This window comes from Methyloferula stellata AR4 (assembly GCF_000385335.1).
Taxonomy (GTDB): Bacteria; Pseudomonadota; Alphaproteobacteria; order Rhizobiales; family Beijerinckiaceae; genus Methyloferula; species Methyloferula stellata.
This window is the reverse complement of sequence record NZ_ARWA01000001.1, coordinates 1,226,915-1,241,309: the sequence shown is the minus strand read 5'-3', so window position 1 is coordinate 1,241,309 and position 14,395 is coordinate 1,226,915. Positions and strand designations below refer to the sequence as shown.

Below are 14,395 nucleotides of genomic sequence, written 5' to 3'. Positions count from 1 at the left end.
CCTCATGCTTCCTGTTGTGGGCCGAAGATAAGGTCGTGGCGGAGCGCCGGCACTTCGGCCTTCGAGCGCATGAGACCCAGATAATAAAGGCCATCCGACGTGTCGCCATAGAGAACGGCGCCGGTCAGATGGTCGTTTTCGACCACGAGCTTTTTGTAAATGCCCCGCGCCTCATCCCTGAAGATGATCGCATCCTTGTCTTCGCCCAGAAAGTCGCCTGCGGAAAAGACTGAAACGCCAGAAACCTTCAAATGCGTGGAGAGCACCGATCCCGGATAACGCGCCTTCTCATCTCCGGCGAGCCGCCGGGCCAGAATCCGGGCCTGTTCGTAAGCCGGCTCAACGAGGCCATAGGCGATACCTTGATGTTCAGCGCATTCGCCAAGCGCGAAGACAGAGGGGTCCGATGTCCGCATGCCGTCATCGATGAGGATACCGCGATTGGCCTCAAGCCCGGCGGCACGCGCGAGATCCGCATTGGGACGAATCCCGATCGCGCAAACGACAAGATCCGCCGGAATAAGCTGGCCGTCGGCCAGTTCGACGGCCTCGACCCTGGCATTCCCGACGATGCGCGCGGTCTGAGCCCTGAGGAGAACCTCGACGCCTTTGGTTTCGAGCGTGGCGGCGAGAAGCTCAGCCGCGGATGCATCGAGCTGGCGTTCCATCAGCCGGTCCATCAGATGAATCAAAGTCACTTTCACACCCGCCTGCGCGAGGCCATAGGCCGCCTCGATGCCGAGGAGTCCACCGCCGATAACCACGGCCGGGCGGCCCGGTTGCACGCCTGCGATCATGGCTTCGACGTCGGCCCTGACACGGAAACTGAGCACGCCGGGCAGATTCATGCCCCTAATCGGCAGCATGACAGGATAGGAACCGGTCGCAAGCACGAGCTTTTCATAGCTAAAGATGGTGCCGTCTTCCATCGTCACTTGTTTACCTTCGCGATCGATGGCAGCGACACCTCTGCCGAAGATATTGGTGATACCTTGCCGCTGCCACCAGTCAGCCGGCTTCAACTCGAGATCATTCGAGCCTATTTCGCCGGCCAACAGGGATGACAAAAGCACGCGATTATAGGCCCGGCACGGTTCTTTGCCGATGACGATGATCGAGTAGCGGCCAAGCGCATGCGCCGACAATTCCTCGACGAGTTTCGTCGCAGCCATTCCCTGCCCGATGATGACGAGTGGCTCACTCATCACAAGGGCCAGCCTGACGCGGGGGCAAAGCCGCGGTCGAAACCATGCTTATGCCATCGCCGGGTCTGATCCAGGCGTCGCAGTTATGCTACGTTGCGCGATTGCCTGGTCGTAGAGCACTTGCTCGGCCTCCTTGTGCCGGAGCGAGAAGCGGATCGCCAATGCGCCGAACGCGCAAACGATGGCCGCACATCCAAGGACAAAAAAACAGAATTGCACATTGCCGGTTCCGCGCAGCAAAAACCCGGCTGCGACGCCGCCTATATTGCCACCCGCACCGACGATACCAGTCACGCCGCCCAGGACCTTACGATCGATGAACGGAACCAGCGCATAAATCCCGCCGCAGGCCATATGAGTAAATAACCCGAAGACAAGCATGGTCGTGATCGCCATCGCAACGAAATTCGCTTGCGAAAAGGCGACGAGAAAAATGCCTTCGCTCATCATCAGTCCGGAGAGCATCCAAATGCGCCCGTCGAGACCTTTGAACTTCGCGATACGATCCGAAAATATGCCACCAAGCGCCCTGGCGAAGAGGGCAAGCAAGCCGAACGCGCCGACCGCGAAACCGGCATCTTCCACCGAGAGGTGAAACTTGTTGAAGTAATAGGTGGCCGCGATGCCGTGGACGAATAATTCGACGCCGAAGGACGCAGCGTAGCAGGCGGCCAGCAACCAGACGCGGTAATTCTTGGCAGCCGTCTTCATAACGCCCCAGCCGCCCAGCTTTCCGCTGTCGACCTCGATGCCTTGCCGGCGCAGCTCCAGCACATTGCCTTCAGGCGTATCCTGCGTGAACTTCCAATAGAGCACGGCAACGATAAGCATCAACGTACCGGGCACGATCATCGAATAGCGCCAGCTTATCGCTTGGCTCAAACCAAGCGCCACGACGCCGGCAACGACAAGCGGCATGATGCTCTGCGTTGCGCCGCCGCCCGCGTTGCCCCAGCCACCGACCGCGGCATTGGCGGTGCCCACGACATTCGGCGCGAACATGACCGACGTATGATATTGGGTAATGACAAAGCTCGCGCCGATGATGCCGATCAAAAGGCGAAAGACGAAAAACGATGTGAAGTCCCAGGCAAAGGCGATACCGAAAACGGGAATTGCGCCGAGCGCCAGCAGCAATGTGTAAGTAATGCGCGGGCCGTATTTGTCGCACATGGGACCGATAGCGAAACGCGCCAGGATCGTCGCGAACACGCCGGCGATGGTGATGTTAAAGACCTCGTTATCTGTGAGGTGCAGATCGCCCTTGATTATGGGCATCAACGGAGCGGTCGCAAACCATGCGAAGAAGCAAACGAAGAAAGCGAGCCAGGTCAGATGAAATGCGCGCATCTGTGGTGTCGCTAAGCTGAAGAGATTGATCCGTGTTGCCTTTTGCGAGGTCATTGCAGCAGCTCCAAATGAGGCGATCGCGGGAGATAGGTCAGATCAGATCAAGCCGGATAGGCGCAGACGGTCCTTATGGAATTCATCGGCAGCGGTTGCAGCCAGGACAGCGGCTTCCGAATTCGTCGCGCAAATAGGCGTTCGCTCAGCACCGGCTTTTAAAAAGGCCGAGCCAGTCTCATTGACCGCCGCACCATCGCTCATGAACTCATTCCATCGCTGACAGAGGGACAAAAACGCAAAAAGCCGCTGCTTCACGCTGCCAAAGCTTTATGGCAGGTGAAATCAGCGGCATTGCTGAACGTCTGGCCCCTCGTTGGACAAGACGTGATGTATTTATTGATTAGCCGAGAAAAGCCTTTGAAGTCAATAAGTTATATGCTCATATGCCGAGCATGTAATGCTCAAATCTTAGCCCTATTGCTTAATCCTTAATCCACTAAAGACCTCAATCTTGAGATCATCGGGGTCCGGCGCGGCAGCGTCGCCGGCAAGATCCGGCCGGTAGACCGAGCGCGCCTTCACGTCCTGTCCATCGCCGACCTGGCCGGCCGCGCGCATCTGGGCATAAAGCCAATCGGCATGCGCCGGATAGGCGAAGGTCGCAGCCCGGTCGAGCCTTATCGTCGCCGTTTTGATCTTGGGCTCACGTTCCGGATCGAGGATCGCGCAGAGAAGCTCGATCGGGACATTGAGGCCCGCGTCCTGCGACAGAAGATAGGCGAGATCTTCGACATGGTTTTTGTCGGAAGCCCAGTCGGCGGCGGCTCTGATGGCGCGCGACAAGGCCTTGACCCGATCGGGATCGGCGGAAGCCGCATCGGCACGAAAGACCAGAAGCTTTTCAGGACAATTGCGGACGATGTCGCGACCGCGATGAAGGATGTGCCCGACACCTGCCTCGACTGCGAGACCGTTCCATGGCGCGCCGACGCAGAACCCGTCGATCACACCGCTTCTGAGGCTCTCGACCATGAAGGGAGGCGGCACGACGATGAGATTGACGTCTGTCTTCGATTCAAGTCCGCCGGCCGCGAACCAGAGACGCAATTGATAATGATGCGTGGAAAATGGAAAGACATGCGCGAAAGTCAAAGGCGCCGCGCCTGCGGCGCGCCGTTTCGCGACAAGTTTTGCAAGCGCCTGCGCCGTCACATAAGGATCGGCAGGATCGCCTTCCACGACGGACATTACTTCGGCGTAAAGCGGGCGCGATAAAGTAATGGCATTGCCGTCGAGCCCCAAGGCGACGGGGGCAACAAGCGGAATTTCAATATAGCCGAGACCGATGCAAACAGCCATGGCGGACGGCGCCAGCATATGGGCCGCATCGAAAATGCCGACGCCGAGCTTGTCGCGGATATTCGCCCAAGAGGTCTCTCGAACGAGATCGAGATCGAGTCCTTCTGCCGAGGCGAAATCATAGGCCCGCGCGACATGAAGCAGTGCCGAGTCGACCAGCGGAATATAGCCGATGCGAAGGGTTTTCGTCATCGCAGTAACTCCGCAGCGGTGATAATCGAGCGCGCGATATCCGCGATCTTCTTGTTCTCGTTCATGGCCGTCTTGCGCATCATCGCATAGGCCTGCTCTTCGGGAATGGACTTGGCTTTCATCACGATCGCCTTGGCGCGATCGATCGCCTTGCGATCCTCCAATTGCAGCTTGGTCGATTCCAATTCTTCCTTCAGTTTCATGAAGGCGTTGAAACGGCGGATCGTGACGTCAAGGATCGGCTTAATTCGTTCCTTGCGCAGCCCATCGACAATATAGGCCGAGACGCCGGCATCGATCGCGGCATTGATCATGGACGTATCCGAATTATCGACGAACATGGCGATCGGACGGTCCATCGTGCGGCTGACCTCGAACATTTGCTCGAGCACGTCACGGCTCGGGCTTTCGAGATCGATGATGATGACGTCAGGCGTCAGCGCATTGACGCGGGCGAGAATGTCGGAGGTGTCGTCGATATGAATGACCTCGCAATGACCCGCTTCGCGAAGACCGTCCCGAAGAATGGCCGCACGAAGCGGATTTTTGTCTATGACGACGATTCGAAGATCCACGTCCACGCAGGGTCCTCTGGAGCAATTTCGGATCGAGTGTATAGACTCAATCGATACGAAACTGCCCTCATCTCTAACACCAGGGCATTTTCAGTCGAGTTCGACCGATTTGATAGATTGAAGAATCGCTTCCGGCAACAGGCAGGATCGGCCAAGCGACCTCCCACCTCGCTGAAAAACGAGGCATGCTGGGAAAGAACGGACAAATTTACGGAGAATCGAGCAAAGCCGAGGTTTGGCGTCAAGCCTTCGTTAGATCAATGGGAGCAAACTGACGTCATGCCCGCGCCCGCAAAGCCCTTCGGCAGACGCAATCTGCCGTTCCCCCCTCCTGCCTCACGCCCTGCGGCCGTAGCAGCGGCGAGCGACGCCGCGGGACCGGCAGAGACGCGGACGTGTTTTTCCGATGCCGCCTCGATACCGGAGTCCGAAGCTCTTTTGAAATTCAACGCCGCATTGGCTGAGGAACGGCAAAAAGCGCTGCAAGATAAAACCGCCGGCCGCACTTTGGTCGTCCCGGCTTCCGGGCGTGCGGCGTTTCTGGCCGGGCTTGTCGTCGCCTTCCTTCATGCGGGCCTCGATCTCGGCGCAAGTGTCGCGATGGGTCAGAGGCTCGGCACGCTCTCAATCGACGGGCGGACAATCCCCATCGTGCCGCTCATTCTTCTAGGCAGCCTTTGGTCCGGCGCCGAATCGAGCGCGATCGGTCTCTTCTTCGTTCGCACGCTGCTCGCGCCGTTGCGCGTGACTCATATCGCGGCCTATGCGATCTGCGGCGGTTTCGTCGCTTTGGCCTATGCCGCCATCATGCATACGCTTGGATGGGGCGATTACGAGAACCTGCAGGTCGATATCGTGATGGGCGTCGCCGCGGGCTTCTTCTACCGGCTCTTCGCCGGCACGCGGCCCGCCTGAGATATCGCGCCTTTGCGTCATCAACCTTTATTGGAGCATTGCTTTTATCGCGCCGGCGCGATTGAACTATGAAATCGTATCGCGATTCCCTCGCCCCAATCTGATGAGCCGACCTCCATGCGCAGACGCCTTACACCGCCGACATTCCCCGTCTTCATCATTTCATTGATTCTCGCCGTCCTCGCCGTGGTCAGCATGTTTACGAGCGTACCGGTCGTCGGACATTATCTCGCGGCGCACCGCTTCTGGGTGATGACCGCCGCTTATGTGATCTTGTTCATCGGCGTCGTCTTCGACGGGCTCTGAATCACGTCTTGAATTTGTTACGCATGAAACATTGGATCCCCGATGTTTCACCTTTCTGTGATGCCCGGAATAAGAAGCATCATTGGTGAGTCTCTATCGTAGTTCGCAAATTCGAGGGAGCTCGAACTTGCTGACGTCATTAGCGATAGGAGCAAAACCATGACCATGACTTCTCGCACCGTTGCAAAGCTCGGTTTAATCGCGGCGATCGTCGCGTCCATTTCAGGCAGCGCGTTCGCGCAGCATTATTCGGTTCAGCCTCGCGCCCAAGACTTCAGCGCGGCCTATGGCGGGGTGGGCACATCCGATGCCTTCGCAGCCTATAATCGCGATCTCCAAGGCATTCCTTGCGGCGTCCAGTGCGACGTTTCTGGGACGGCCGGACGTCTTGGCCTCGGCGCCAGCCCGGCCCATCCGGAAGGCCCCGGCAATTTCTCCGACTGAATTTCGGAAAGCTCTTGGCAAGAATGATCGGCCGCGGCGATTCGGCCGATCATTGCGTGTTTTTGCTGCTTCGGCCGCCTTCCGAAGCCTTCAAAAAAAATTAGCAATACCGGGAATAACGGCCGATCCGTCCGAGTCTCTCTTCCGACCCGCGCAAGCAGCCTCCGAGATCCCTCGGAACAAGGCGGGAAAGGCAGGATGGCATGAGCGACGACGACAAGAACAGCGGCCTTAACCGGCGCGGGGCTCTCGAATGCATGGCCTGGGCCGGCGGCGGCCTCTTATGGACCGTGGCCGGTGGCGTTCCAAAAGTCTCCGGTTTTCTTGGAACGCAACCGGCGCACGCGGAGGCGACCAAAGCCTTCACCTTCGCCCAGATCTCCGACAGCCATCTCGGGTTCAACAAACCCGCCAATCCCGATCCGTCCGCGACTTTGGTGGAAGCCATCGGCAAGATCGCCGACGCGCCGGACAAGCCGGCTTTCATGATCCATACCGGCGACATCTCGCATCTGGCAAAGCCCGCACAATTCGACGACGCCGATAAAATCATTTCGGCAGCGCGGCTCGACGTTCACTATGTGCCGGGCGAACATGACCTGATCGACAATGATTCCAAGGCCTATCTCGAGCGCTATGGCAAAAATACCGTCGGCAGAGGCTGGTATTCCTTCGATCAGGAGGGCGTGCATTTCATCGGTCTGGTCAATGCGACCAATACGGTCGACGGCCTGGGCCACCTCGGGCCCGAGCAGATCGCCTGGCTCGCCGCCGATCTCAAGGGTCGTTCGACGTCGACGCCAATCGTGATCTTCGCGCATATCCCTTTGTGGACCGTCTATCAGGATTGGGGATGGACGACCGATGACGGTATGCAGGCCCTCGACATGCTGAAAAGCTTCGGATCGGTCACCATTCTCAACGGCCACATTCATCAGATTTTCCAAAAAGTGGAAGGCAATGTGACGTTCCACACGGCGCGTTCGACGGCGTTTCCGCAAGGCGTGCCGGGTAAGGTCCCTGCTGCGGGGCCGCTGAAAATGCCGGAAGGAACATTGCGCACGGTCCTCGGCGTCGCCTCCATTTCGGTCAAGCAGGGCGTTCACGCACTCGCCATCACCGATACGCCGCTGGCCTCGTGACGGCGCCGGGAGGAATTACGACGATGCGCAACTGCAGGACGGCAGTTTATCTTGCAACAATGCTGATGATGACAGGCACCGCGCATGCGGCCGGCGACGCCACGCGTGGCGAACAGATCTATCAGAGCTGTCAGGACTGTCATTCGCTCGACGAAAACGAGGTCGGACCCATGCACCGCGGCGTCTTCGGCCGCGCCGCCGGCGCAGTGCCCGACTACGATTATTCGGAGGCCCTGAAAAACGCGAAGATCATATGGAACGAGATGACGCTCGATCAATGGCTAAAGAATCCGCAAGGCTTTGTGCCCGGCTCTAGAATGGCCTTTCGCCTAACCGATGCGAAGGACCGGGCCGACGTCATCGAATATTTGAAGGAAAAGGCAAAATGAAACGCCTTCACCGAGCCGGACGAATTTGGCGATTTCCGCGGATTGCATCCGCTCAAGATAGGCAAAATCGTCGTCACGCGGTAAAGCAATGAGCCTAAGGGAGCGACCCGCCGAATTGTACGATACGAGGTCATGTGACAGGCACGACGGCAGAACGACTCTTCGCCGAAACGGTTATGCCGCATCTCGACGATGCATTGACGCTGGCACGCTGGCTGACCGGCAATGCGACCGACGCCCAAGACGTCGTGCAGGAAGCCTGTTTGCGCGCCTTCAAGGCGCTCGAACGGGGCGCGGTCGAAAACCCCCGCGCCTGGCTTCTGGCCATTACGCGCAATGCCGCCTTCACCTGGCTTGCGCGCAATCGCCCGAAAAGCCTGGTTCTGACCGCCGATCCGGATATGGAGGAAACGACCTTCGCGGGCGAAAGACCGGAGACTCCGGAAGAGGCCGTGATCGCGGCGACGGACGTACATAGGATGGAAGAAGCAATGGCGGCTTTGCCGCAAGCCTATAGAGAAACAATCGTCATGCGTGAGATCAACGGTCTGGCCTATCGCGATATCGCCGAGCTGACGGGCGTCCCTATCGGCACCGTGATGTCGCGCCTGGCCCGCGCCCGCAATCTGTTGATCGCCGCCCTCGCCGAGCCCAGGTTGGAATCGAAATCATGACCGACGTCACCGGCGAGCCGCAACCCTCCGGCGATAGAACCCTGCTTTTGCAGGCTGCACTCGACGGCGAGCTCGACGCCACGGCCATGCTGCTGTTCGAGAAGCAATTAGCGGAAGATCCTGCGCTCGCCGCCGAATACCGCAGGCTCGGCGCTCTGCGGCGGGCGATCCATGACAAGCTGCCCAAGACGCAGGCCAGCGACGCCTTCCGCGCCCGCATGGCGGCGATCGCCGCTCCGCAAAAGCCTGCGGCCCAACTGGCTAAAAAATGGTTCGGCGAATGGCAGCAAACAGCCATGGCCGCATCTCTCGCGCTGGTGCTCGGCAGCGGCTTGACCTTCCTCATGCTGCCGCAGCAAGGCTCCAACGTGACGCAGGAGCTCGTCGCCGGGCATGTGCGCGGCATGATCGCTGACCAGCCGACGGATGTTGCCACCTCCGACAAACACACGGTCAAACCCTGGTTCGCCACGCGGGTCACGCAAGCGCCGCAAGTGGTCGATCTCAGCGCCGACGGCTTTGCGCTTGCCGGCGGCCGGGTCGATGTGATCGACGACAAACCCGTGGCGACGCTGGTCTTCCGCCACCTCAAGCATGTGATCAGCGTAAGCGAATTACAGGGTAGCCCGGCGCATTGGGGGATGCTGGAGGGCCACCGCACGATCAAGGGCTATTCGACCGACACTTGGAGCACGGGCGATACGCCGGACAACAAGACCACTTATGTCGCCGTCTCGGACATAGCGCCGGGCGAGCTCGACACTCTGGCCACGGCCTTCCGCAAGGCGGTGGCGGCGGAGCAGTGACGATCGCTAGCGCCGATGGTGCTCGAAATAGCTCCGCAAAATGGCGTTGATTTTGGTCTGATACCCGCGCCCTTGCGCACGAAACCATTCATGCACATCGGCATCGAGCCGCAACGTCATATGTGCCTTGCGCGTGGGCTGGGGCAGCTCGGTGGTCACCCAATCCATCGCAAAGGGCTCGATCGCGTCATCAGGATCGCGTCCGTCGGGCACAGGTTGGCCGGCGGCTTTCCGCCAATCGCTGCCCGCTTCACCGCGCGCCCTACGGCTCTTCATGTTCTGATCCGTGGTGTGCGTGATGCGCTCGTTCTTCGTCTTCATGCGCCCTCCTCATCGAGATCACTCGGACAACGTCCGCGCGCCACGTCCAGACCAGGGTGAAAAATGCTCCTTCGATCCTGGCTACCGTCTTCCATCGCTCCTCACCGCCGCGAATCGACGGGATATGCACAACCGGACGCCCATCGAAAAACAAATCCGCATCGGCAAAATCGAGACGGCGAAGCTTGAGGGTCTCCGCGCGCTTGATCTCGTCCCACTCGAATTTCATGCGCCACTGAAAACGTATTAAAAAGTATGCACATATTGTATGCACACTTATGGTAGCCCGCAAGGGCCTGATTGGCTCGGCTCCAGGCTTTTGCAGAAGCCCGACTCGTCCCATATTGGGCGTATGCCCAAATCTCCCAAAACGCCCCGCTCCAAGGCCTCGAAACCTGACGTGAAGCCGCTCGGCGAGCATCTCGCCGCCCTGCTCAATCCGGCCCTGAACGAGAAACGCCCCGGCCTCGAAGAAGCCCCGCAGTCTCCCTATGACGCCGGCCCAGTCTCGCGCATCGACGCGCAATTGGCCAAGGTTCTGGGCTATGAGGCCGGTCCCGACACGGCTCCGGCACAGCGGCCCCTATCGCATCCGCCGGGCATGACGGGCGCTGCGGCCACGGTCGAATCCCTGAAGGATCTGCTGGAGCACGGCGATCCCAATCTGCGCGAGAAAAAGCCCTGGACGCCGCACCGGCCGGACCGGCCGGATAAGAGTGAGGGCGGCGTTCCCTTCAAGATCGTCTCCGAATATGAGCCGAAGGGCGACCAGCCCGCCGCCATCGACGAGCTTGTCTCCGGCATCAAAGCGCATGAGCGCGATCAGGTGCTGCTCGGCGTCACGGGTTCCGGCAAGACCTTCACCATGGCGCAGGTGATCGCCCGCACGAACCGCCCCGCTCTCGTGCTGGCGCCAAACAAGACGCTTGCCGCGCAGCTTTATGGCGAATTCAAGAGCTTCTTTCCGGACAATGCGGTCGAATATTTCGTCTCTTATTACGATTATTATCAGCCGGAAGCCTATGTGCCGCGCACCGACACCTATATCGAGAAGGAATCATCGATCAACGAGCAGATCGACCGGATGCGCCATGCCGCGACCCGTTCGCTGCTCGAACGCGACGATGTGATCATCGTCGCCTCGGTCTCCTGCATCTACGGTATCGGCTCGGTCGAGACCTATACGGCGATGACCTTCACCGTGAAGGTGGGCGAGAAGATTGATCAGCGCCAGCTCATCGCCGATCTCGTGGCTCTGCAATATAAGCGCTCGGCGGGCGATTTTTCGCGCGGCGTGTTTCGCGTGCGCGGCGATACGATCGAACTATTTCCGGCGCATTACGAAGACCGCGCCTGGCGCGTGTCCTTCTTTGGCGACGAGATCGAATCGATCGTGGAATTCGATCCGCTCACCGGCAGAAAAACGCAGGATCTCGAATTCATCAAGGTCTATGCGAATTCGCATTATGTGACGCCGCGCCCGACGCTTTTGCAATCGATCAAGGGCATTAAGCAGGAGCTGCGGCAGCGGCTCGACGAACTCAACAATGCGAACCGCCTGCTCGAAGCGCAGCGCCTCGAGCAGCGCACGATCTTCGATCTCGAAATGCTGGAGGCCACCGGCTCCTGCGCCGGCATCGAGAATTATTCGCGCTATCTGACCGGCCGCAAGCCGGGCGAGCCGCCGCCGACGCTCTTCGAATATCTGCCCGACAATGCCATCGTCTTCACCGACGAGAGCCATGTCACCGTGCCGCAGATCGGCGGCATGTATCGCGGCGACTTTCGCCGCAAGGCGACGCTCGCCGAATATGGCTTCCGCTTGCCCTCCTGCTTGGACAATCGTCCGCTGCGTTTCGAGGAATGGGACGCCATGCGGCCGCAAACGGTGCATGTCTCGGCAACGCCGGGCTCCTGGGAAATGGAACGCACCGGCGGCGTCTTCGTCGAACAGGTCATTCGCCCGACCGGCCTCATCGATCCGCCGGTCGAAATCAGGCCGGTGCGTACTCAGGTCGACGATCTTCTCGACGAAGTGGGTCTCACGGCGAAGAAAGGCTATCGCAGCCTCGTCACCGTGCTGACCAAGCGCATGGCCGAGGACCTGACCGAATATTTGCACGAGCATGGCGTGCGCGTGCGCTACATGCATTCGGACATAGACACGATTGAGCGCATCGAAATCTTGCGCGACCTGCGGCTCGGCGCCTTCGACGTGCTGGTTGGGATCAATCTGCTGCGCGAGGGCCTCGATATTCCCGAATGCGGCTTGGTCGCCATTCTCGATGCCGACAAGGAAGGGTTTCTGCGCAGCGAGACATCGCTGGTGCAAACCATCGGCCGCGCCGCGCGTAACGTCGACGGCAAGGTGATCCTCTATGCCGATCACGAGACGGGCTCGATGCAGCGCGCCATGGCCGAGACCAACCGGCGGCGCGAGAAGCAGCATGCCTATAATCTCGAGCATGGCATCACGCCGGCGACGATCAAGCGCGACATTCAGGATATTCTGGGCTCGGTCTATGAGCAGGATCACGTCACGGTCGATGCGGGCTTCGCCGAAGCGGAAGCGCTCATCGGGCATAATTTCAAGGCGACCGTCGCCGATCTCGAAAAGAAGATGCGCGAGGCCGCGGCCAATCTGGAGTTTGAAACCGCCGCACGCTTGCGCGACGAGTTGAAGCGTCTACAGGCCGTGGAACTTGCGATCGGCGATGACCCGATGGCGCGTCAAACCGAGGTCGAGGATCAGGCCGGCGGATTCGCCGGCCCGCGCAAATATGGCGCATCGGCCAATGTGCCGGCGAACCGCCCGCACAAGCCGACCGATAGCGAAATGGGGCCGCATAATTTCGGCGGCGGTGAAGCCAAGCCGCGCCTCGGCGCCGCTGGCCGCAGCACGGCGGGCAAAGGCGGCACACGCGCGTGGAAGGGGAAGAAGCGGTGATACTCGACAAACGTCGGTCGCTGTCATGTGCGGACTTAATCCGCGTATCCAGGCGCATTACTCCCCTCGTTCAATGGCGCGGTGGCGTCCGCGATGTCGCATGCCACGGCCACGTGAGACGGATTGTCGACTTTAAAGGTCTCGGTTGTTGCCGACATCAACAGCCCGCCATTGGGAAGGTATTCATTGATGGAAGTCGCGGGAGGCGTAATGAGCCGCGCGAGCGGTGGGCTGAGATATTGCATCCAAACCGCACGAAAATATCCATCTGAATCGATAAGCTTGAGAAGCTCATGCGGGGTCGCACGGCAATCCAGAGGATCCCAGATTTCCACGATCCCAAGCAAAGCCGCCTTGAAGATCTTGTAGGTGATTATTCGGGGATCTGGGATTTCAGCAGAATTTGTGTGGAGGTCAACGTAATTGGTATTGTTCAAACATGAGCCGAGGCTTGTGTTGATTCCAAAAACCAATGGACCTGCTACGTCTCGTGTGCAAGCGAAAGGTCCGTAGCCATATTCCAGTTCGGGATCTCCATCGTCATCGATAGACACACTATCCATGACGATGTCTTCAAAATGATCGCGGACCGTTTCAAATTTTACGGGCCGTTTCATTCCCGTCGTCCAAAGGGAAAATACTGGATCGAGATTGCGCAAAATATCGATGTAGCGCACAAAGCTGGCGGCCATCGCGCTCGGCGTTTCTACGCGTGGCCCCCAGGCGGCTCGAATATGATAGTTTCGCCCAAAAATAAGAGATTTCATAGCATTTTTGCCGGTTCGTAAATGACTTTAATGCGCGTCAGATTTTTATTACCGTCGAAAAGTTCTCTTGCGAATTCCGACGCTTCTCGATCCGCGAAATACCATTCAAGGGGGCGGCCTCCACTCGCCGCAATTTGCCGCGACGCTTGGCGTGTCCATCTATCTGTAAATTTATCTCGAAAATATTGAGAGCCAAGCATTCTTCCATATCCTGGTCCTTTGGCTTCGATCATCGTGCCATCGCTTTCCCGGCAATCGTCATAGACGACCCGCCTTCCTGTTGCTGGGTTGGTCAAGCTGACGGCGATGCCTTCCGGCAAAGGCCTTTGCGGGTTGTTCAAGGCACTGATTTGCTTCTGATAGGCGATCGCGCGTTCCGAGGCGCCATGCGGCGCGTCGGGACTAGGATCCGGGCAAAGCTTGGGTTCATCATCTTTCTGCTGACTTTGAGCCTCGGTCCCCTCATCCCCGGTCGTTTCGGCGAGCGAATCAGAGTCGAAGGCGAGACCGCCTTTGACTTCCCGGGCGATCGGAAGACCCGTTTCTGTCTCAAAGAAAATGCCGTTGGAGCCCCGCTGGGCAATAGCGACCTGCTCTTTCCCGCCGTCTTCCGTCCGCCGGTAAAGTTGTAAGCGACCCGTTGCATCATCGAGCGCATAATGCAGATTGGAATCGCCTGGAATCGGACCCTCAGACAGCGGGTTTTTCTGCCAAGGGACTAAAATGACACCGCCGACGATTACGGCGCCCACGGCTGCCACAAGTGCCGAAAGGCCCGCGATAAAGGTGCTTGTTTCGCCTGCCGTGAAAAGCTCGGTTGCCACTGCACCGCCGACCACCGGAGCGGCGGGCGGGGGCGGAGGAATCGGGGACCTAGCGGCTGATGGCTGCGCTTGTTGCGGCGTGATCCGCGCCTCTGAGATCGTAACTCGAAAAGGATCCGGCTTGTTGGCGGCGGATGGGGTTCCACCTTCACCCGGCCCCCAGCGTCCGCTCTCCCGGCCAT

At 59.1% G+C, this 14,395-nt stretch carries 17 protein-coding genes; 8 read left to right on the top strand and 9 right to left on the bottom strand.

Going from position 1 to position 14,395, the window contains the following annotated elements; genetic code table 11:
* Positions 1 to 2 precede the first annotated feature (2 nt).
* The 5 genes from A3OQ_RS21460 to A3OQ_RS0106115 all read right to left on the bottom strand — a co-directional run bounded on the left by A3OQ_RS21460 (position 3) and on the right by A3OQ_RS0106115 (position 4,684).
* Positions 3 to 1,205 (bottom strand): NAD(P)/FAD-dependent oxidoreductase, encoded by a 1,203-nt coding sequence (locus A3OQ_RS21460; RefSeq protein ID WP_083931507.1) that lies wholly within the window; start codon positions 1,203 to 1,205, stop codon positions 3 to 5.
* A gap of 48 nt (positions 1,206 to 1,253) precedes the next feature.
* Positions 1,254 to 2,609: an MFS transporter gene (locus tag A3OQ_RS0106130; protein WP_020174491.1), complete on the bottom strand. Its 1,356-nt coding sequence runs from the start codon at positions 2,607 to 2,609 to the stop codon at positions 1,254 to 1,256.
* A gap of 42 nt (positions 2,610 to 2,651) precedes the next feature.
* Positions 2,652 to 2,813, bottom strand: a complete 162-nt coding sequence (locus tag A3OQ_RS24650) for a hypothetical protein (protein WP_020174490.1) — start codon at positions 2,811 to 2,813, stop codon at positions 2,652 to 2,654.
* 213 nt (positions 2,814 to 3,026) lie between these two features.
* Positions 3,027 to 4,103: a CmpA/NrtA family ABC transporter substrate-binding protein gene (locus A3OQ_RS0106120; RefSeq protein WP_020174489.1), complete on the bottom strand. Its 1,077-nt coding sequence runs from the start codon at positions 4,101 to 4,103 to the stop codon at positions 3,027 to 3,029.
* A complete protein-coding gene (locus tag A3OQ_RS0106115) occupies positions 4,100 to 4,684 on the bottom strand; it encodes an ANTAR domain-containing response regulator (RefSeq protein ID WP_026595546.1) in 585 nt (194 codons plus the stop codon). Before A3OQ_RS0106115 ends, A3OQ_RS0106120 begins: the two co-directional genes overlap by 4 nt.
* Positions 4,685 to 4,957: 273 nt before the next feature.
* On the opposite strand from A3OQ_RS0106115, the gene A3OQ_RS0106110 reads away from it, so the two are divergent.
* From A3OQ_RS0106110 to A3OQ_RS21455, 7 genes are all read left to right on the top strand, one after another.
* Positions 4,958 to 5,593 (top strand): hypothetical protein, encoded by a 636-nt coding sequence (locus A3OQ_RS0106110; protein ID WP_020174487.1) that lies wholly within the window; start codon positions 4,958 to 4,960, stop codon positions 5,591 to 5,593.
* A gap of 117 nt (positions 5,594 to 5,710) precedes the next feature.
* Positions 5,711 to 5,899 carry a hypothetical protein gene (locus A3OQ_RS0106105; protein ID WP_020174486.1) on the top strand — a complete coding sequence of 63 codons (189 nt, stop codon included), beginning with the start codon at positions 5,711 to 5,713 and terminating at the stop codon, positions 5,897 to 5,899.
* 159 nt (positions 5,900 to 6,058) lie between these two features.
* A complete protein-coding gene (locus A3OQ_RS24805; protein ID WP_020174485.1) occupies positions 6,059 to 6,343 on the top strand; it encodes a hypothetical protein in 285 nt (94 codons plus the stop codon).
* Between the two features lie 203 nt (positions 6,344 to 6,546).
* Positions 6,547 to 7,485 (top strand): metallophosphoesterase family protein, encoded by a 939-nt coding sequence (locus A3OQ_RS0106090; protein WP_020174484.1) that lies wholly within the window; start codon positions 6,547 to 6,549, stop codon positions 7,483 to 7,485.
* 23 nt (positions 7,486 to 7,508) lie between these two features.
* The gene (locus tag A3OQ_RS0106085) at positions 7,509 to 7,874 is read left to right on the top strand and encodes a c-type cytochrome (protein WP_026595545.1); all 366 of its coding nucleotides are present in this window, start codon (positions 7,509 to 7,511) and stop codon (positions 7,872 to 7,874) included.
* 134 nt (positions 7,875 to 8,008) lie between these two features.
* On the top strand, positions 8,009 to 8,548 hold the full coding sequence (locus A3OQ_RS0106080; RefSeq protein WP_026595544.1) for a sigma-70 family RNA polymerase sigma factor: 540 nt from the start codon (positions 8,009 to 8,011) through the stop codon (positions 8,546 to 8,548).
* A complete protein-coding gene (locus A3OQ_RS21455) occupies positions 8,545 to 9,354 on the top strand; it encodes an anti-sigma factor family protein (RefSeq protein ID WP_020174481.1) in 810 nt (269 codons plus the stop codon). Before A3OQ_RS0106080 ends, A3OQ_RS21455 begins: the two co-directional genes overlap by 4 nt.
* A 6-nt stretch (positions 9,355 to 9,360) precedes the next feature.
* Here A3OQ_RS21455 and A3OQ_RS0106070 read toward each other — a convergent pair whose 3' ends face one another.
* Together A3OQ_RS0106070 and A3OQ_RS23970 are read right to left on the bottom strand one after the other, a co-directional pair.
* Positions 9,361 to 9,630, bottom strand: coding sequence for a BrnA antitoxin family protein (locus A3OQ_RS0106070; protein ID WP_020174480.1), 270 nt, complete (start codon positions 9,628 to 9,630; stop codon positions 9,361 to 9,363).
* Positions 9,617 to 9,904 carry a BrnT family toxin gene (locus A3OQ_RS23970; RefSeq protein ID WP_020174479.1) on the bottom strand — a complete coding sequence of 96 codons (288 nt, stop codon included), beginning with the start codon at positions 9,902 to 9,904 and terminating at the stop codon, positions 9,617 to 9,619. The genes A3OQ_RS0106070 and A3OQ_RS23970 overlap by 14 nt, the downstream gene beginning before the upstream one ends.
* A 123-nt stretch (positions 9,905 to 10,027) precedes the next feature.
* Between A3OQ_RS23970 and uvrB the strand changes: the two genes are divergently transcribed.
* A complete protein-coding gene (gene uvrB / locus A3OQ_RS0106060) occupies positions 10,028 to 12,622 on the top strand; it encodes an excinuclease ABC subunit UvrB (protein ID WP_020174478.1) in 2,595 nt (864 codons plus the stop codon).
* Positions 12,623 to 12,657: 35 nt separating this feature from the next.
* Here the strand turns inward: uvrB and A3OQ_RS0106055 are convergent, their stop codons facing one another.
* On the bottom strand, positions 12,658 to 13,389 hold the full coding sequence (locus A3OQ_RS0106055) for an Imm52 family immunity protein (RefSeq protein WP_020174477.1): 732 nt from the start codon (positions 13,387 to 13,389) through the stop codon (positions 12,658 to 12,660).
* Complete coding sequence (locus A3OQ_RS24645; RefSeq protein ID WP_161607307.1) at positions 13,386 to 14,213, bottom strand: hypothetical protein; 828 nt, start codon at positions 14,211 to 14,213, stop codon at positions 13,386 to 13,388. Before A3OQ_RS24645 ends, A3OQ_RS0106055 begins: the two co-directional genes overlap by 4 nt.
* Between the last annotated feature and the right edge of the window lie 182 nt (positions 14,214 to 14,395).